This is a genomic window from Catenulispora acidiphila DSM 44928 (genome assembly GCF_000024025.1).
GTDB lineage: Bacteria > Actinomycetota > Actinomycetes > Streptomycetales > Catenulisporaceae > Catenulispora > Catenulispora acidiphila.
Genome location: NC_013131.1, coordinates 1,854,834 through 1,873,152, shown reverse-complemented (window position 1 = coordinate 1,873,152; position 18,319 = coordinate 1,854,834). Strand labels below are relative to the sequence as shown.

Here is an 18,319-nt window from a genome sequence, read left to right as displayed (position 1 = left end):
GGCGTCCGGGACATACAGGGCGCACAGGGCATACAGGGACACAGAGCGGCTGGGACGACGGGGGTATGGAGCGATGACCGGCAGACTGCGCATAGGCATAGCCGCGGCCGTCGCGCTGCTGCTGACCTCCTCGGGGTTGCTGCGACTGCTGGCGCCCGGCTCGTGGGTGTGGCCGATCGTGCTGGCGGTGATCGTGGCGACCGCCTCCGGCGAGCTGTTCCGGCGGCTGGTGCGGCCGCGGCCGCTGGTGGTGCTGGCCCAGGCCGCGGTCGTGTTCTGGTACGACATGGTGCTGCTGGCGCACGACGTCGCCTTCGCCGGCGTGCTGCCGACCTGGGCCGTCTTCGACAAGCTCGGAAACCTGTACTCCACCGGCGCGCACGACATCCGCGACACCTTCGTCGGCGGCCAGGCCACCTCCGGCATCGCCGCGATCCTGGTGCTCTCGCTGAGCGCGCTGGCGGTGCTGGTGGACGCCCTCGCCGCGACCTACGCCGCCGCGCCGCTGGCCGGCCTGCCGCTGCTGGCGCTGTACCTGGTCCCGGCCACCCGCAGCGGCGGCGGCTACGACTGGCTGGCGTTCGCGCTGGCGGCCGGCGGCTACACCGCGCTGCTCTCGGCGGAAGGCCGCGACCGCCTCGGCCGCTGGGGACGGCCGCTGGTCCACGCCGGACGCCAGCGGACCGGCGCCGACGGCAAGCCGGTCGCCGCGCCCAAGGCGCGGGTGGACACCGGGCCGATCGCCGCCACCGGACACCAGATCACGATGTACGCGCTGATCGTCGCGGTCCTGGCGCCGGTGCTGCTGCCCACGGTCGCCGGCGGGCTGTTCGGGATCGGACCGGACAGCGGCAGCGGGACCGGGAACGGCCACCACAAGGGCAACGGCTCGTTCAGCCAGGTGCTGGACCTCAAGGCGAATCTGGGCTCGCTGACCGACGACCCGGTCCTCGACTACAACTCGGCCAAGCCGGAGTACATCCGGCTGCAGACGCTGGACGTGTTCGACCCGAAGAGCACCACGCCCTGGACCCCCGACCCGTCGCTGCAGCTGAAGGGGCTGGCAGCCGACGGGACGGTCTCCAGCACCGTGCCCGGGCTCGTGGCACCGACCCAGCCGCAGACCGTCCCGATGCAGATCACCTACCTGACCGAGGAGAGCACGAAGGTCAGCCCGACCAGCAATCTCAGCTCGCTGCCGGTGCCCTACCCCGCCAAGCAGGTCACCGGGCTGGCAGCCGGGTTCGAGGTCGACCCCGACTCGCTGGCGGTCCTGGGCGTCTCCCCGGTGTTCAACACCATGACCTACCGCGCGACGGTCTACGACACGACCTCGATCCCGCCGGCCGAGCTGGCCGCCGCGACCGGGCCGACCTCCGACGACAAGACGTTCTTCAACCTGAGCCGGGACCTGGACACCACAGACATCCCGCCGTACATCAAGCAGCTGGCCGAGCAGATCACCGCGGGCCTGACCAACCCGGTGGACAAGGCCCAGGCGATCCAGAACTACTTCCAGAACTCGGCCAACCACTTCAGGTACACGCTGGACGTGCCGAAGAACCCGACCGGTCTGAGCGCCATGCAGTGGCTGTTGCAGAACAAGGCGGGCTACTGCCAGTTCTACGCCGAGACCATGGCCGCGATGGCGCGCTCGATCGGCATCCCGGCGCGGATCGCGGTGGGCTTCACCCCCGGGCAGTCCGTCGGCGGCGACACCTGGGCCGTGAAGATGCACGACTACCACTCCTGGCCGGAGCTGTTCATGCACGGCGTCGGCTGGCTGCGGTTCGAGCCGACGGTCGGCATCGACAACATAGCGACCACCAGCGGCGGCCACGGCCGGATCCCGAGCTACAGCACCAACACCACCACGAGCACCACCACGGCGCCGTCGCAGAACCCGACCACGTCCTCCGCGCCCGGCGCCGGGGCGTCCTCGGCCGCCAACTGCCCGGTGAACATCCGCAAGGCCGGCGGATGCTCGGCGAACCTGGAGGACGGCGGCACGGCGAGCGCGCCGAAGTCGAAGTTCAGCTGGCTCGGCTGGTTCGGCTCGGTGCCGCGCTTCCTGCAGTACTGGCTGTTCGGCGGCTCCGGCTACGCGATCGCGGTGCGCTTCATCCTGCTGGCGCTGCTGCTCATCGCCTGCGTCCCGATGGTGGTGCGGATCGTGCGCCGCCGGGCCCGCTGGAAGCTGGCGGCGGGACGGCGCGCGGGCAAGCGCGCCAAGTCCGGCGGCGGGGACGAGGACGGGCTCGACTGGGAGTCCGCCGACGTGCCCGCCGCCCGCCGGCCCGAGGAGGACCCGGAGCGGCTGCGGATCCTCGCGGCCTGGGACGAGGTCCGCGACAGCGCGACCGACCTGGGCTACACCTGGCCGACCTCGGAGACCCCGAGGCGCAGCGCCGAGCGGATCATCAAGCAGGCGCACCTGTCGCGCCCGGCGCAGGACGCCATGGGCCGGGTCACGGTGCTGGCCGAACGGGCGAACTACGCGCGGACGCTGCGGCGCCCGGCGCCCTCGGGCGCGGCACCGACGCCGAACCTGCTGGACGACGTGAAGGAGATCCGCGCCGGGCTGGCCGAGCCGGTCTCGCGGCGTACCCGGATCCGCGCGACGGTGCTGCCGCCCTCGGCGATGGCCGCGCTGCGCGAGCGGCGGGAGGACTTCACCGGGCGGGTCTACGAGCGGGTGCAGGGCACCGGCTCGCGGCTGCGGGCTCGGACGCCTGGCGCTGTGGGGCGGTCGCGACCGGAGGGGCGGGACGGGCGAGAAGGGCGGGAAGGTCGGGAGGATCAGCGGCCTCGGCAGTAGGCGGCTGGGGTTCGGAGTCCGGAGCCGGAGTCCGGAGTCCGGAGCTGGAGTCTCGAGTCCGGAGCTGGAGTCTCGAGTCCGGAGCTTGGGTCCGAAACCCGGAGCGGAAGTTAACTAGATTGGCGGTATGGCGGAGGCCGGGTCCCTGGTATGAGGCCCGGCCTTCGCGCTGAGTTCCCTGGCTTGTGCCCGGGCGATCAGCAGCAGCCGGGCACGACAAAGGCCGGGCCCGTCGAACGGACCCGGCCTCCGGCGAAGCTTCTCTACATGTTCCCCTCGTCGCGGCGACGCTGCCAGCGCTCTTCGAAGCGGCGCATCGTCGGCTGCTTCTGGCGTCCGCCGGGACGGCCGGACTTGCCGGTGACCGCGCGGGCCTTGCGGCGCGCGACCGGCACGATCTCGCCGGGGGCGGGGATCCGGCGCCAGCTGGCGTAGGCGAGCCAGGCACAGCCCAGCATCACCACGAAGCCGCCGACGCTCAGCGCGATCTGGGAGATCACCAGGCCGGCGACCAGCATGCCGATGCCGAGGGCGAACCCGATCACGGCCAGCAGGGCGCGGCGCCGGAACAGCGCGCGCAGATCCGCTCCCTGCAGCGCGGAGGCGAACTTGGGGTCCTCCGCGTGCAGCGCGCGCTCCATCTGCTCCAGCAGGCGCTGCTCATGATCAGACAGCGGCACTTGGCCTATCCTCCCAGCATCCACAGCCACCTATCGGCGGTGACTGTCTTAAGAATAAGCAGACCCCGGGGTCTACGAAAGCTCCCACCGGAACGGATCACGCGACCCCTTCATCGGAACGATGCCCTGGTATGCGCTGCGCTACGCATGCCTCGATCGCGATGTAGAGGGAGCCGTCGGGTCCGCCCCTTACAGGTTCACTTACATGAACGTTCCAGGGACAGAAAAGGTTCGCTGGAGACCGTCAGGAGTTACCTCGTAAGGAGGCGTTAAGAAGCGATCTTGCGGGCCAGAAGGTGCAGCCGGCCCGCCACCGCGCGGAACTCCGGCCGGTCGGCGACAGCCGCCTCCAGCGCCGCGAGATCGGAGGCCGCCTGCGGGTCGGCGTCCACCAGCGCGCCGGGGACCAGGTCGGTGAACACGCGCACGCCGTGCACCGACTGCACCGTGAGCCGCGCCTCGCGCAGCAGCCGCGAGAGCTGCTCCTCGTCGAACCGCGCCGCCAGCGGGTCCTGCGCGCCGAAGCGGCCGGTCGGGTCGGCCAGCGCGCGCCGCGCCTCGGCGAAGTGCCCGCCGAGCGCCCGCGCCACCACCGCCGCGGTGCGGTTCGCCGCCAGCAGGCTCACCACGCCGCCGGGCCGCAGCACGTCGGCGACGGTGGCCAGGCCGGCGGCCGGGTCGTCGGCCATCTCCAGGACGCCGTGGCACAGGACCAGGTCCACGCTGCCGGGCTCCACGTGCTCCAGCAGCCCGGCCAGGTCGCCCTGGACGGCGCGCAGCGCCTCCTTGGGCACGCCGGACTCGGCGGCGCGGCGCTCCAGGGCGGCCAGCGCGTCGGGGCTGGGGTCCACGACGGTGACCCGGTGGCCCAGCTCGGCGATCGGGACGGCGAAGCCGCCGGTGCCGCCGCCGACGTCGAGGACGTCGCGCGGGCCGGAGGCGTCGAGGACGGTGCGCAGGGCCTGCCACAGGACGGCGGTGCGGGCCCGGTCGCGGCGGGCCGCGGCGGGGGCGGCGGAGGTGGCGGAGGTGGCGGTCGCGCTGGCGGCGCTGTCGGCCATGAGGGGTGCACTCCTGCGGGTCGGCTCGAGCTCGGCTGAGGCTTCTGCGGCTTCAAGGCCAGCGTAGTGGACCGGGTCGGCGGCGGTCGGGGGTGTCTCGCGGGGCGTCGCGCGGGTGTCGTGGCCGGTCGGCGCGGGCGGGCGGCACCCGCAGGTGGTCCGGATTTGCCACCCCGTCACTGACGGCGGATGTCAGTGGCCCGGTGCACGATGGAGACGTGCGCCGGCTGCCTTCGATCTTCCACGTCGACCTCGACGCGTTCTACGCGTCGGTGGAGCAGCTGCACAAGCCCAGTCTGCGCGGCAAGCCGGTGGTGGTCGGCGGGATCGGGAACCGGGGCGTGGTCTCGACGGCGTCGTACGAGGCGCGGGCCTTCGGCGTGCACTCGGCGCTGGCGACCGGGATCGCTCGGAGGCGGGCGCCGAACGCGGCGTACCTGATCCCCCGCTTCGGCGCGTACCAGGCCTACAGCGAGCGGGTCATGGCCCTGATGCACGAGCTGTCGCCCCTGGTGGAACCGCTCAGCCTCGACGAGGCATTCATCGACATATCACACTTATTCGGATCACTTGACACCACAACCCCGCACAATGCGACACTCGAAGCACGCCGCATCGCCGAGGACCTGAGAACCCGTATCAAGAACGAGACGGGCCTCACCGCGTCCGTCGGCGCGGGCACGAGCAAACTCATCGCCAAGATCGCCTCGGACGCCGAGAAGCCCGACGGTCTGGTCGTCATCGAACCCGGCACCGAACAGACCTGGCTGGACCCCCTCCCCGTGCGCGCGCTCTGGGGCGTCGGCCCGGCTACCGCCGAACGCCTCCGCAAGATCGGCGCCACCACCGTCGCCGACCTGCGCACCCTGAGCCTGACGGAGCTGACCACCGTCGTCGGCGCCAGCTACGGCACGACCCTGTACGCCATAGCCCGCGGCCAGGACGACCGCGACGTCAGCACCGACCGCGAAATGAAATCGGTCAGCGTCGAGGACACCTACGCCGAAGACCTCCTCGACCCGGCCACCATCACCGCCCACATGGACGACCTGGTCACCCGCCTGAGCACCCGCATCCGCAAAGCGGGCCGCTCCGGCCGCACCATCACCATCAAAGTCCGAGGCCACGACTTCACCACCGTCTCCCGCAGCGAAACCACCCCCAACCCCACCGACGACCTCACCACCATCCGAGCCGCCACCCACCGCATGCTCCCCGGCGCCGTAGCGGCAGCCACCCAATCAGTCCCCGGCATCCGCCTCCTCGGCGTGGGCCTCACAGGCCTGGCCGAATGGGCCCAAGTAGACCTCTTCACCGCCGCCGAAGACCTCGACGCCGCCCTCGAAATCTGGGAGCACGCCGCCGACCCGACCCCGCCGAAAGCACCCCCGACCGACGACGACTTCGACATGCCCCGCGGCATCCTGACCCGGGAGCCGCCACGCGCCGAGAGCTCGGAAGCCACGCCAACCCCCGGCATCACCGCCACCGCCACGCCGACCACCGTTTCGACCGCATCCGCCACCGCCGACCCGGCCGAATCCACCGACCGCCCGATCGGCGATCCGGCAGCCATGTCACCTACCGACTCCGCCCCCGACCCGACCGCCGACTCCAGCGCCACCACGCCCGGCGACCGACCCGGCTCCGCCCCCGACTCGAGCACCACCACGCCCGCCGACCAACCCGACCCCGGCCACAGCCCGACCGCCGACTCCAGTGCCACCACACCCGGCGACCAACCCGACCCCGCCTCCAGCCCGACCACCGAATCGGGCACCACCACGCCCGGCGACCGACCCGATCCCGGCCCCAGCCCGACCGCCGGTTCCAATGCCACCGCGTCCGGCGACCGACCCGACCCCGCCTCCAGCCCGACTGCCGGTTCAAGTGCCACCTCATCCGCCGAGCAACCCGATCCCGGCCCCAGCCCGACTGCCGACTCGAGTGCCACCACGTCCGCCGACCAACCCGGCTCCGCCCCCGACTCGACCGCCGACTCGACCACCACCACGTCCGTCGGCCAACCCGATCCCGCCCCCTCCCCCAATCCCGCCGATGTCATGACCCCCGTCGCGACCGTCGAGGGCGAGCGCTCGCCGCGCCAGTTCGGGCCGCTTCCGCCGGGGACTCGGGGTGCGGTCGAGGCCGCGGTCGGCGAGCGGCGGTTTCTTCCTGGGCAGGATGTCGTGCACGAGGAGTTCGGCGGGGGGTGGGTTCAGGGCAGTGGGCTGGGGCGGGTCACGGTGCGCTTCGAGAGTCCGTGGTCGGGGGTCGGGCGTATCAAGACGTTGCGTGCCGAAGATGGGGCGTTGCAGCTCGTCGATGCGGCGAGTGTCGCCCGCGAGGCGCTGGCCCGGCTCGTCGCGCACGCGCCGGAGCCCGGCGTTAGCATCGGCAGCATGACTGATGAGCCCACCAAGACCGAGGTCGTCGACAACGAACTCGAAGACCGTTTCGAGCTCTGGTACGGCGACCGCCTCGCGGGCTTCGCCTCCTATCGGCGGCGGGGCGGCGGGACGGTCTTCGTGCACACGGTGATCGAGCCGGAGTTCGAGGGGAAGGGCCTGGGGTCGGTGTTGGCGCGGCAGGCATTGGACGCGACGGTGGCTCGGGGCGAGGAGATCATTCCGGTGTGCCCCTTCATCTCCGCCTACCTGCGCAAGCACCCTGAGTACGACGAGCACGTCCAGTGGCCGGCGCCGTGAGCAACCTGGACGCGCATCCCACCGAGCAGGACTGCCGCGCCAAGGGCGATCCGGGTCCGGTGGTCGAGTTCTACGAAGCGCGCGACGTTCCGCTCGGCGGGGTGCGGGGCGTCCATGTCCTGCGCGCGCTGCCGCAGCGGGTGTTGCCGACCGTCGGCGCCTGGTGTTTCCTGGACCACTTCGGCCCGGACACCACGCCGATGAACGTCAACCCGCACCCGCACATCGGCCTGCAGACCGTCACCTGGCCGTTCCAGGGCGACGTGCGGCACCGGGACAGCGTCGGCTCCGACGTCGTGGTCCGGCCGCGCCAGCTGAACATCATGACCGCCGGGCGCGGCATCGCGCACTCGGAGATCGGTGTGGAGGCAAGCCAGACGGGACACGGCCTCCAGCTGTGGACCGCGCTGCCGGAAGAGCACCGCGACACCGCGCCGCACTTCGAGCAGCACCAGAAGCTGCCGGTCTACGAGCTCCCGGGTCTGCGCGCGCTGGTCTTCCTCGGGACGCTGGACACCGTCACGTCCCCGGCGACCGCCTACTCCCCGATCGTCGGCGCCGACATCACGATCAACCCCGGCGCGACGGCGACGATCCCGCTGACCCACTACCACGAGCACGCCGTGCTGGTCATCGACGGCGACCTGACGGTGGCCGACACCGACCTCCCGCCCGGCCCGCTCCTCTACCTCGGCACCGGACGCAGCGGACTGACGCTCACCAGCCACGCCGGCGCGCACCTGATCCTCCTCGGCGGCGAGCCGTTCCGCGAGGACATCGTCATGTGGTGGAACTTCGTGGGACGCAGCCACGAAGACATCGAAGAGGCCCGCGACGACTGGGAGAAGCGCGACGTGGAACGCTTCCCGGACATCGCGGGCCACACGGTCGAGGAGCGCATCCCCGCACCGCCGCTACCAGGCATCCGCCTTAAGCCGCGCGGCCGTGGACCTCGCTAGAGAAGAACGCAGATAAAGAAGAAGCCAGATAAAGAAGAACCCAGATAGCGAAAACGCTAAGGGGCGTCCGCACAGTCGCAACTGTGCGGGCGCCCCTTAGCGTTGCGTGACTACGCCCAACCCGGCATCGGGTACTGCGCCATCAGCTCGCGCACCTGCCCCGCGATCCGCGCGTACTCGTCGGTGTCGCCCTTGGCGGCGGCCTGCACCGTGTCGTCCATCCACTGCGCGACCTGCCCCATCTGCTCCGGCTTCAGCCCGCGCGTGGTGATCGCGGCGGCGCCGAGCCGGATGCCGGAGGGGTCGAAGGGCTTGCGCGGGTCGAACGGCACCGAGTTGTAGTTCAGCTCGATCCCGGCCGCGTCCAGCGCCTTCGCCGCCACCTTGCCGGTGACGCCCTTGGGCGTCAGGTCGGCCAGGATCAGGTGGTTGTCCGTGCCGCCGGACACCAGGTCCCAGCCGCGCTCGGTGAGACCGGCGGCCAGCGCCTTGGCGTTGGCCACGACGGTCGCCGCGTACGTCCGGAACTCCGGCTGCGCGGCCTCCTTCAGCGCCACCGCGATGCCGGCGGTGGTGTGGTTGTGCGGGCCGCCCTGCAGGCCGGGGAACACGGCCTTGTCGATCGGGGTCGCGTACTCCTCGGTCGTCAGGATCATCGCGCCGCGCGGACCGCGCAGGGTCTTGTGCGTCGTGGTGGTGATGACGTCCGCGTACCCGACCGGGGAGGGGTGCGCGCCGCCGGCGACCAGGCCGGCGATGTGCGCGATGTCGGACACCAGGATGGCGCCGATCTCCTTGGCGATCTCGGCGAAGGCCGGGAAGTCGATGGTGCGCGGGATCGCGGTGCCGCCGCAGAAGATCAGCTTCGGGCGCTCCTTCAGGGCCAGGTCGCGGACCTCGTTCATGTCCACGATGCCGGTCTCGCGGGAGACGCCGTAGGCGACCGGGGTGAACCACTTGCCGGTCACCGACACCGGCGAGCCGTGGGTCAGGTGGCCGCCGGCGGCCAGGCCCGCGCCCATGAAGGTGTCCCCGGGCTTCAGGAACGCCAGGTACACCGCGAGGTTCGCCGGGGAGCCGGAGTAGGGCTGCACGTTGGCGTGCGCCACGCCGAACAGCTCCTTGGCCCGGTCGATCGCGATCGTCTCGATCGGGTCGATGAACTGCTGGCCCTCGTAGTACCGGCGGCCGGCGTATCCCTCGGAGTACTTGTTGGTCAGGACCGTGCCGGAAGCTTCCAGGACCGCCGCGGAGACATAGTTCTCCGAGGCGATCATCCGGATCTTCTCGTACTGGCGGCGGGCTTCGTCCTCGATCAGACCGGCGATCTGGGGATCTTCCTGAGCGAGTTCGGGAATGGCGGGCGAGTGCATGTGATGCCTCCTCGGGCGTCATCGTCCGGAAGGACACCCAGGCGCGCGGTGCCCGCTACATCGATCGCTTCCCGGTGGTTCGTTCCACCTCCGCGTGCGAAAACACGCGTTCTGCGCCAGTCGCGATGGACAAATGCTATCGCTGCGCGGGTTCCAGCAACGCCACGCATTCCACATGCCGGGTCATGGGGAACAGATCGAAGGCGCGCAGGTCGGTCAGCTCGTAGCCGGCTTCCGCCAGATACGCGACGTCCCGAGCCAGAGCCGCGGGGTCGCATGCGACGTACGCCACGGCGCGCGGCCCGAGGGCGGCGATCCGCGCGCACACGTCCCGTCCGGCACCCGCGCGCGGCGGGTCCAGGACGACGACGTCCGCCCGATCCGGCACGTAGCCCTCGTCGGCCAGGACCTCGTCCACGGACCCCTCGACGAGGTCCACCCACGGGAACTCGGTGCTCTCCTCGGCGTCGTCCGCGAACCCTAGGTTGTGCGCGGCGTCTCGGACCGCCTGCCGGTCCAGCTCCACCGCCAGCACCGCGCCGCTTTCGCCGACTGCCTCGGCCAACGGAGCGGCGAACAAGCCGACTCCGCAATAGAGATCGAGCGCCACGTCGCCGTCCTTCGGGTCCAGGAAGTCCAGGACCGCTTCGGTCAGCACGTCCGGAGCCGCCGGGTGTACCTGCCAGAAGCCGCTGCCGCTGACCCGCCAGGTGCGCCCCTCGGCGACCTCACGTACGTAAGGACGCCCATGGATGCGCTGTACGCCGGAGATATGAGTGTTCCTAGAGACGCCACGGAGTACGGACGCCTTTACGTCCGCGTCCACAAAGGGCATCGACTCCCCACGCTTAGGCGTGACCACCAGAGCCCGGTCGTTGGAGCCGGTCGCGGCGATCACCTCGACCGTCTCCACTCCTGGCCATTGGCGCCCTAGAGCACCGACCTCGTCGACTCCGGAGGACGCGATGGCGCATTCCTCAACAGGGACGACTTCATGGGAACGGTGCTTGCGGAACCCCAAGCTGCCGTCGGGATCCACCGCGAACTGCACGCGGGTCCGCCAGCCGAACGGCGAGGCGACCTCCTCGACGACGACCTCGCGGTCCAGCTTCGCCAGCCGCCGCAGCTGCTCGGCGACGACCTCGCCCTTGATCCGGAGCTGCGCCTCGTAGCTCGCGTGCTGCCAGTCGCAGCCGCCGCACAGACCGGGCCCGGCGTACCGGCACGGCGCCTCGACGCGGTCCTCAGAGGCCTCAAGGACCTCCACCGCGTCCGCGCGCCAGAACGAGTCCTTGGAGTCGCCCTCGGTCACTTCGGCGACCACCCGCTCCCCCGGCAACGCGTGGCGCACGAACACCGCGCGCCCCTCGTGCCGCGCCACGCAGAATCCGCCGTGTCCGGGCGCGCCGACCTCCACCTCGATACGGGTGCCCACGGCGTCGCCGGAGGGGCGCGCCTGAGCGGCGTGGTCGGAGGAGCGGCGGCGGTCAGCGGGTCGTTTCACAGAGCAAGCCTAGGGGTAGTCGGCGGCGCCCACCGCCGGGCCCGGAAACAGGGGCTCACGCCCCGTAGTACCGTCGAGTTACGAACATCGAAAGTCCGCCGTCCTAAGTCTCCCGAGAGGGTCGAACGTGCACGTCGTCATCATGGGGTGCGGCAGAGTGGGCTCCACCCTGGCGCACAGCCTGGAGGACCTCGGCCACACGGTCGCGGTCATCGATCAGGACCCCGGGGCCTTCCGCAGGCTCAGCCCGCACTTCGCCGGCCGCCGCGTGACCGGGGCCGGATTCGACCGCGACACCCTCGCCGAGGCGGGGATCGGGGACGCCGGCGCTTTCGCCGCGGTGTCCAGCGGCGACAACTCGAACATCATCGCCGCGCGGGTCGCCCGCGAGAACTTCGGCGTGGAGAACGTCTGCGCCCGCATCTACGACCCGCGCCGCGCCGAGATATACCAGCGGCTGGGCATCCCGACCGTGGCCACCGTGCGCTGGACGGCGGACCAGATGCTGCGGCGCCTGCTGCCCACCGGCTCCACCGAGATCTGGCGCGACCCCAGCGGCCAGGTGGTCCTGGTCGAGGTGCACACCGCCCCGGGGTGGATGGGGCACCGCATAGCCAAACTGGAGGACGCCACCGGCACCCGGGTCGCGTTCCTGACCCGGCTCGGCGACGCCGTGCTCCCGGCGGCCGACACCGTGCTGCAGGACGGCGACCTGGTGCAGGTCATGGTGAACCCGGCGGACATCGCGCGGGTCGAGGCAGCATTCGCGAAGGGACCGGGCGCCTGATGCGTGTCGCAATCGCCGGGGCGGGCAACGTCGGCAACTCCATCGCCAAGGAACTGCTGGAGAACGGCCACGAGGTCCTGCTGATCGACCGCGACCCGTCGCGGATCGCCGTGGAGGGCCTGCCGACGGCCGAGTGGCTGCTGGCCGACGCCTGCGAGATCTCCTCGCTCGACGAGGCGGCGCTGCAGCGCTGCAACGTGGTGGTCGCCGCCACCGGCGACGACAAGGCCAACCTGGTCGTGTCGCTGCTGGCCAAGACCGAGTACGGGGTGCCGCGCGTGGTGGCCCGCATCAACCACCCGAAGAACGAGTGGATGTTCGACGAGAAGTGGGGCGTGGACGTCGCCGTCTCCACCCCGCGCCTGCTCTCGGCCCTGGTCGAGGAGGCCGTCTCGGTCGGCGACCTGGTCCGCCTGCTGCGCTTCAGCCAGGGCGACGCGAACCTGGTCGAGCTGACCCTGCCGAACGACACCGCGCTGGTCGGCACCACCGTCGGCGAGGTCGACTGGCCGGAGGACACCGCGCTGGTGACCATCATCCGCGGCGGCCGGGTGCTGATCCCGACCCCCGAGGAGCCGCTGGCGGCGCTGGACGAGCTGCTGTTCGTGGCGCACGTGGACCGCGAGGAGGAGCTCGAGGAGCTGCTCTCGCCGGCCACCTTCGCCGGTGAGAACGGCGAGCGCGGCTCGGAGAACGAGTAGCCGAGCAGCCGAGCAGCCGAGTACGCCGAACAGGCCGCGCGGAAGGGCTCGCCGGGAATGTCCCGGCGAGCCCTTCGCCGTCACTGCGCGTGCTTGGTGATGAACGCGAAGACCTGGTCCTTGACCTGCGGCCACAGGGCCACACCATGGTCGCCGTCGTCCTTGAGGATGTCGATCGTCTTGTCCGTCTCGGCCGTGGCGTCGTACATCTTCTGCGCGTCCGTGGCGAACTGCGTGTCCTGCTCGCCGGCGAAGTACGCGACCGGCACCTGGAACTTCTTCACCGCCGAGAACGCGTCGGCCACGCCGTAGGCGGCGGGCCCGGACAGCGACACCACCGCCTGCACCGGCGGCGTGACCTCGCCGGCGGCCGCGAGCACCGCGCTGCCGCCCATCGAGGCGCCGATCAGCACGATCTTCTTCAGCCCGCGCGCCCGCAGCTGCTCCACGGCCTTGCTGACGTCGGTGTCGATACCGCCGCCCATGGTGATCGCCATCACCGTGTAGTCCTTGGCCGGGAAGTCGGTCCAGATCCCAGACCACTGGCACAGGTCGGCGCCCACCTGGTGCGCCAGGACCACGCCGACCGGCCCGTCACCGGTGGTGTAGGCCTCGACCAGGTGGTCGTTGCCGCCCTCGAAGTGCGTGACCTGCTTCTCGCCGGGCGTGTCGAGCAGGCAGATCGCCTCGACCGAGGGGGACGCGCTCGGCGTGGCCGGGGCGGTGGAACCGGACGCGGCGGGCTTGGAGCCGCCCGAAGAGCAGCCGGACACCGTGAGAGCGGTCACCGCCGCCAGCACGGGCAGCGCACGGAGAACGCGAAGAAATCGGGGAGCCTGGGAGACGTGTCGTCGCATGCCCCTGTGACGAGGCGGTGCGGCGATCACGTTGCGGACTCAGGCCGGGTTGTTGCCCTCGGCCGCCGTCACGGCCTCGACCTCGGCGGTGCCGTCGGCGGTCTCCGGCATCACCGGCGGCGGCGCGTTCTTGATCCACTGCCACGCGACGTACAGGCACGCGAGGTAGGGCGGGTAGCCGAGCGCGAGCCGGGCCACGCCGAGCGCCGTCGTGTGGTGCGTCAGATACAGCGGGACCTGCACCGCCAGCTTCACCGCGAACAGCCCGGCGAGCAGCCAGGTGGCCTTGGTGAAGGCGCGCAGCCGGCCGGGGACCTGGCGCCAGGTGGTCATCTCACCGGTGATCGGTCCGATCATCAGACCGGCGATCGGCCAGCGGACCAGCGCGGTTCCGGCGAAGAGCAGGAACGAGCCGAGGTTGATCAGGATGCCCGGCAGGTAGTAGTTCTGCGCGTGGCCGGAGAACTTCGCGAAGGCGGCGCAGACCAGAACGCCGAACAGGCCCGACAGCGCGTGCTGCAGCGTCTCCTTGCGCAGGAGCCGGATCACGAACATCAGCAGCGCGACCCCGACCGACCCGATGACGGCCGGGTTGAGGTGGTTGGTCGCGGTGTAGACGATCAGGAAGCAGATGGCCGGCAGACCCGCGTCGGCCATACCCATCTTGCCGCCGAAGGCCTTCTTGACGGCGTCCTCATAGGCCTTGGTCTCAGCCTGCTTGGCCACCGCGTCGCGCTCAGCCTGAGCCGCGTCCAGGACGACCCCGTCGCCGCCGGCCTCGGTGTCCGGCGCCGCGTGCCGGGCCCGGCTCATCGCTTCGGCACGCTGGCCGCTCTCCAAGGACATACTCCGAACTGTAGCGGGCCGAGCCGCCCGGAACAGGACTGCTCGGCCCACCAGTCACTCCTGGGCGCGGATTCCCCAACCGCTGCAACCCGCCGGGGCCCAAGCGGGGCGGAGACCGGTTGAGCCGGACTTGTCACCCCTCGGCACGCTCAGCGCCGCCGGACGTGCTCAGCGCCGCCGTATATGTGCCCGGATGCGCTCAGCAATGTGCTCAGCGCCGCCAGTCATCCCCATCAGTCCTCGCCGCCGGCCGTCGCGCGTTCACCCGCCGCGCGACGCACCGCCTGCCACTACCTGCTGTTCCCCGCGAACCACTGCCTACTGCTGCTTAGCGCCGCCTACCGCCGCTCGGTGATTTCCGGGCCGCGCTCGAAGGGGTTCAGGTCCCCCTGCGTGTACTGGCTGCCTTCCTCCGCGGGCACGGCCTGCTGCTGCATGGCCTCCTGGGCCTCGGCGGGCATGCGGAGCGGGATCGGGTCGCGGGGGGCCATCGGGGTGTTGCCGCGGCTGACCACGGTGTCGCGGAAGACGTGCTCTATGTCCAGGGCCTCCTTGGGCTGGACCGCGCCCTGGCCGGAGACGACGCCGCGCAGGAACCAGCGCGGGCCGTCCACGCCGATGAAGCGGACGAGCTGGACGCCGCGGCTGCCGTCCGGCGCCTGGACCGGGACCTGGGCCCGGAGTTCGATGCCGAAGGGTCCGTCGCGCTCGTCGACGGTGCCGCCCTGCTTGGAGATCTCCAGGGCGATCTCGGCGCGGACCTCGGCCCAGATGCCCTCGCTGCGGGGTGCGGCGAAGGCCTGGAGCTGCACGGCCGACTGGCGGGAGACCACGGTCGCGGCGATCACCTGTTCGGCGTCGGCCATCTCCAGCCGCAGTTCCATGCCCTCCACGGCCGGGACCAGGAGCGCGCCGAGATCGACGCGTCCGGCCTTGGGATCCTCGACCTCGTTGAAGTCCCAGGGTCCCGCGGCCCGCGAGACGTCGGCGAGGCTGATCTTGCGCTCCTCGTCCTTGATCTCGCTCAGGTCGCCGTAGGCGTCGGCCTCGCTCACCCGGTCGCGCCGGTCCGAGTCGCCCTTCTGTCCGCGTCGGAAAACCACGGCTTCCCACTCTCTCTATCTCTGCGTCCTGCGACGCAGCGCTCTTCTCCACGGGGCGCCACCCGCCCCGGCCGCCAGGGCCGGCAAGGCCACGCCGACGGACACGGTTCGATCCCGGCCCACCCGGGCCGGTTGGTGCACGGTCGTCACGCGAGACCTTGGCGAGAGTACCGTCACTCGGCCCCTCTGTAGGAACGCGCAGGATCTAGGCGAGTGTTCCCGCAGCCGTCCCCGTCGAACCGAAACCGCCGTCGCCGCGGTGCGAGCCCGGGAGCTCGGCGACCTCGTGGAAGACCGCCCTCTCGACCCTTTGTACTACAAGCTGCGCCACCCGGTCGCCTCGCTTCAGCGTCACCGGATGCACCGGGTCCAGGTTGACCAGGATGACCTTGATCTCCCCGCGGTATCCGGCGTCGACCGTGCCCGGGGCGTTGACCAGCGCGACGCCGCAGCGCGCCGCCAGGCCCGAGCGCGGGTGCACGAAGGCGGCGTAGCCGTCCGGCAGCGCGATGGCGACGCCGGTGGGCAGCACGGCGCGCTCGCCGGGAGCCAGGGTGGCGTCCACGGTCGTCAGCAGATCCGCCCCGGCGTCCCCCGGATGGGCGTACGCGGGCAGCGGCAGCGTCTCGTCGAGCCGCCGGATGAGGACGTCGACCCCGGACACTACGGGTTGACCTCGAAGGCGCGCGCGGCCCGGAGCTGCTCGGGGTCGTGCATGGCCTCCTGCACGTCCTCCAAGCGCCCGTTGGACAGGAAGTGGTCCACGCCCACCTGGATGAAGATCGCGGTCGCCCGGACGGCGGCCTCGCCCTCGGGACCGCCCAGGCGGCCGACCGCGGAGGTGTAGATCTTGCGGCCGGAGATGCCGTCGCACTGCGCGGTGATGTGCAGCGTGGTCCCGACCGGGACCGGCATCAGGTAGTCGGTCTCCAGCCGGCCGGTGACGGCGATCGCGCCGATCAGCCAGTTCACGGCGCCCAGCGCCTCGTCGAAGGCCAGGGCCAGCAGCCCGCCGTGGGCCAGGCCCGGGGCGCCCTGATGGTTGTCGGTGACGGTGAACTCGGTGGTGACGCTCAGGCCCTCGCCGACTGTCGAGGACACCCGCAAGCCGCCCAGCGCGTCGTCCCCGCAGCCGAAGCAGCGCGAGTAGTGCGAGCCGAGCTTGGTGCCGGGCTCGGGGGCGTTGGAGTGCTTGTCCGGCATCACGGCGTCGGCCGGCGGAGTCGTGGAGGCAGGTCTCACGATGAGGAATCTACCGGCTGGGCCCGCCCCGCTCCGATCGGGCGTGGCCACGCTCACACCCGATCGGGCGTCTGCCGGACACCCTCCGTATCCGCCTCGTATCACTGTGACTGATATCCGCGTCGCGCCCGCGTCCTACCTTCCTGGATATGAAGTCTGAACAGAGCCCTGAATCGGAGCGCGGGAGGGCGCTATCCACCGTGGACACGGCCGGCCTTCCCCCGGTCGGAGCCCTCGTCCGGGACGCCGGCGGCCGCATCGGCCGGCTGATGGCCTACACCCGGGCCCGGGCCTGGCTCCGCCCGCCCGGCGGCGGGCGCGAGTGGGACGTGGAGCCCGGCACGATCACCGAGGTCCCCGGGTGGGACACGGTCGCCGGAGCCGGAAGGGAGGGGACGGCCCAGGACCGGTGACGGTCCGCGGAGGGGACGGCTGCAGACCCCTCAGGAGGATGTGGGAGATTGTCGGCATGGCAGGCAAGGACAGCACCTACGAGGAACGTCTCACCGCGCCGGCCGGCTGGTGGGCCGTCACCGTGATGGCCGGGGTGATGGGCGGGCTCGTCTTTCTGCGCGTGAGCCCGGTCGCGGCCCTGGTCGCGGCGATCGTCACGGCGGCGCTCGGCGCGGCCCTCGTGGTCGCCTACGGACGCATCGCAGTACGCGTCCAGGACGGGTACCTGGAAGCCGGCCCGGCCCGACTCCCCCTCACGGCGCTCGGGGCAGCCACCGCCCTGGACGCCGAGGCGGCCCGGCGGCTCCGGACCACCGAGGCCGACGCGCGCGCGTTCATCCTGCTGCGGGGCTACGTGACCACCGCGGTACGCGTGGACGTCACCGATCCCGAGGACCCCACGCCGTACCTGTACCTGTCGACGCGGCGTCCGGACAAGCTGGTGAAGGTGCTCTCCGCGCGCTGAGGCGCCGCGCGTTTCTCGCCCGTTCGCAGCAACTTCCGTCGGCATTCCTTGACCCGCGGCGGGTCCGGCACGGATCCTGGGCGAGGCCCACTCCCCCTGAGCGCCCCCCAGCGACCCCGATCGCCCCCAGACCCCCTTCAAGCCCCGTATGAGCCGCACGAGCCCCGGCTGGCCCCGCACTGGCCCCGCGAAGCGCAAAGGCCCCGCGAAGCGGGGCCCAAGGGGCGCAGAGACTACCTGGCGACGACGCGGTCAGGCGCAGTCCTTGCAGGTCATCTCGTTGCCCTTTTCGCGCGCCAGCTGGCTGCGGTGGTGCACCAGGAAACAACTGGTGCACGTGAACTCGTCCGCCTGGCGCGGCAGCACACGCACCGACAGTTCCTCGTTGGACAGGTCGGCGCCTGGGAGTTCGAGCGACTCGTTGTCGCCCTCGTCCAGGTCGGCCAGGCCCGCGGCCTTGTCGGTCCGCCGGGCCTTCAACTCCTCCAGGCTGTCCTCGTTGAGGTCGTCGTCGGTCTTGCGCGGTGTGTCGTAGTCGGTAGCCATTCTTATCCCTCTCCCCTGACGGCTTTTCGTCGTCGTGTTGGTGCTGTTCAGTGCGGCGACGGCGGTGGCGCCCCGACGCGGCCGGCACAAGCGGTGCGCTACCGTCTGCGCTCGGGCGCCGTCGGCGTTTCGCCGTCAGCGCAGTAACGCGGAAAGGAGCGCAATTGTGCCCGCTGAAGCGCAGATTGTGCCGTACTTCAAGACCCGTTACGCAA

At 71.3% G+C, this 18,319-nt stretch carries 17 protein-coding genes and 1 riboswitch; of the genes, 7 read left to right on the top strand and 10 right to left on the bottom strand.

The genetic code is table 11. The annotated features are described in order from the left end of the window. Window positions 1-73 precede the first annotated feature (73 nt). Entirely contained in the window at window positions 74-2,818 is a 2,745-nt protein-coding gene (locus CACI_RS08230) for a transglutaminaseTgpA domain-containing protein (protein WP_012785864.1), read from the top strand. A 263-nt stretch (window positions 2,819-3,081) separates the two neighbouring features. Here CACI_RS08230 and CACI_RS08225 read toward each other — a convergent pair whose 3' ends face one another. After that, entirely contained in the window at window positions 3,082-3,498 is a 417-nt protein-coding gene (locus CACI_RS08225) for a DUF3040 domain-containing protein (protein ID WP_012785863.1), read from the bottom strand. 269 nt (window positions 3,499-3,767) lie between these two features. Continuing rightward, window positions 3,768-4,559 carry a methyltransferase gene (locus CACI_RS08220; RefSeq protein WP_012785862.1) on the bottom strand — a complete coding sequence of 264 codons (792 nt, stop codon included), beginning with the start codon at window positions 4,557-4,559 and terminating at the stop codon, window positions 3,768-3,770. 218 nt (window positions 4,560-4,777) lie between these two features. Here CACI_RS08220 and CACI_RS52155 point away from each other — a divergent pair, with 218 nt between their 5' ends. Further along, window positions 4,778-7,267, top strand: a complete 2,490-nt coding sequence (locus CACI_RS52155) for a DNA polymerase IV (RefSeq protein ID WP_049871509.1) — start codon at window positions 4,778-4,780, stop codon at window positions 7,265-7,267. Beyond that, entirely contained in the window at window positions 7,264-8,226 is a 963-nt protein-coding gene (locus CACI_RS08210; protein WP_041541354.1) for a pirin family protein, read from the top strand. Before CACI_RS52155 ends, CACI_RS08210 begins: the two co-directional genes overlap by 4 nt. A 110-nt stretch (window positions 8,227-8,336) precedes the next feature. Here CACI_RS08210 and glyA read toward each other — a convergent pair whose 3' ends face one another. Both glyA and CACI_RS08200 read right to left on the bottom strand, forming a co-directional pair. Beyond that, on the bottom strand, window positions 8,337-9,599 hold the full coding sequence (gene glyA / locus CACI_RS08205) for a serine hydroxymethyltransferase (protein ID WP_012785859.1): 1,263 nt from the start codon (window positions 9,597-9,599) through the stop codon (window positions 8,337-8,339). 28 nt (window positions 9,600-9,627) lie between these two features. After that, window positions 9,628-9,733: riboswitch (ZMP/ZTP riboswitch) on the bottom strand. A 2-nt stretch (window positions 9,734-9,735) separates the two neighbouring features. Beyond that, a complete protein-coding gene (locus CACI_RS08200) occupies window positions 9,736-11,103 on the bottom strand; it encodes a class I SAM-dependent RNA methyltransferase (protein ID WP_012785858.1) in 1,368 nt (455 codons plus the stop codon). A 127-nt stretch (window positions 11,104-11,230) separates the two neighbouring features. Between CACI_RS08200 and CACI_RS08195 the strand changes: the two genes are divergently transcribed. Both CACI_RS08195 and CACI_RS08190 read left to right on the top strand, forming a co-directional pair. Further along, window positions 11,231-11,890 carry a potassium channel family protein gene (locus CACI_RS08195; protein WP_012785857.1) on the top strand — a complete coding sequence of 220 codons (660 nt, stop codon included), beginning with the start codon at window positions 11,231-11,233 and terminating at the stop codon, window positions 11,888-11,890. After that, on the top strand, window positions 11,890-12,591 hold the full coding sequence (locus CACI_RS08190; protein ID WP_012785856.1) for a potassium channel family protein: 702 nt from the start codon (window positions 11,890-11,892) through the stop codon (window positions 12,589-12,591). The genes CACI_RS08195 and CACI_RS08190 overlap by 1 nt, the downstream gene beginning before the upstream one ends. An 80-nt stretch (window positions 12,592-12,671) precedes the next feature. On the opposite strand, the gene CACI_RS08185 is transcribed toward CACI_RS08190, so the two are convergent. From CACI_RS08185 to CACI_RS08165, 5 genes are all read right to left on the bottom strand, one after another. Further along, window positions 12,672-13,379: an alpha/beta hydrolase gene (locus CACI_RS08185; protein ID WP_143765177.1), complete on the bottom strand. Its 708-nt coding sequence runs from the start codon at window positions 13,377-13,379 to the stop codon at window positions 12,672-12,674. A 108-nt stretch (window positions 13,380-13,487) separates the two neighbouring features. Then, entirely contained in the window at window positions 13,488-14,294 is an 807-nt protein-coding gene (locus tag CACI_RS08180) for a DUF3159 domain-containing protein (protein WP_012785854.1), read from the bottom strand. Window positions 14,295-14,632: 338 nt separating this feature from the next. Then, entirely contained in the window at window positions 14,633-15,397 is a 765-nt protein-coding gene (locus tag CACI_RS08175; protein WP_012785853.1) for a DUF3710 domain-containing protein, read from the bottom strand. Window positions 15,398-15,602: 205 nt separating this feature from the next. After that, complete coding sequence (gene dut / locus CACI_RS08170) at window positions 15,603-16,061, bottom strand: dUTP diphosphatase (RefSeq protein WP_012785852.1); 459 nt, start codon at window positions 16,059-16,061, stop codon at window positions 15,603-15,605. Continuing rightward, entirely contained in the window at window positions 16,061-16,600 is a 540-nt protein-coding gene (locus CACI_RS08165) for a PaaI family thioesterase (RefSeq protein ID WP_012785851.1), read from the bottom strand. Before CACI_RS08165 ends, dut begins: the two co-directional genes overlap by 1 nt. A gap of 188 nt (window positions 16,601-16,788) precedes the next feature. Between CACI_RS08165 and CACI_RS08160 the strand changes: the two genes are divergently transcribed. After that, window positions 16,789-17,052, top strand: coding sequence for a hypothetical protein (locus CACI_RS08160; protein WP_049871508.1), 264 nt, complete (start codon window positions 16,789-16,791; stop codon window positions 17,050-17,052). Window positions 17,053-17,108: 56 nt separating this feature from the next. Then, the gene (locus CACI_RS08155) at window positions 17,109-17,558 is read left to right on the top strand and encodes a DUF3093 domain-containing protein (protein WP_012785849.1); all 450 of its coding nucleotides are present in this window, start codon (window positions 17,109-17,111) and stop codon (window positions 17,556-17,558) included. A 252-nt stretch (window positions 17,559-17,810) separates the two neighbouring features. Here the strand turns inward: CACI_RS08155 and CACI_RS08150 are convergent, their stop codons facing one another. After that, entirely contained in the window at window positions 17,811-18,104 is a 294-nt protein-coding gene (locus tag CACI_RS08150) for a DUF4193 domain-containing protein (protein ID WP_012785848.1), read from the bottom strand. Between the last annotated feature and the right edge of the window lie 215 nt (window positions 18,105-18,319).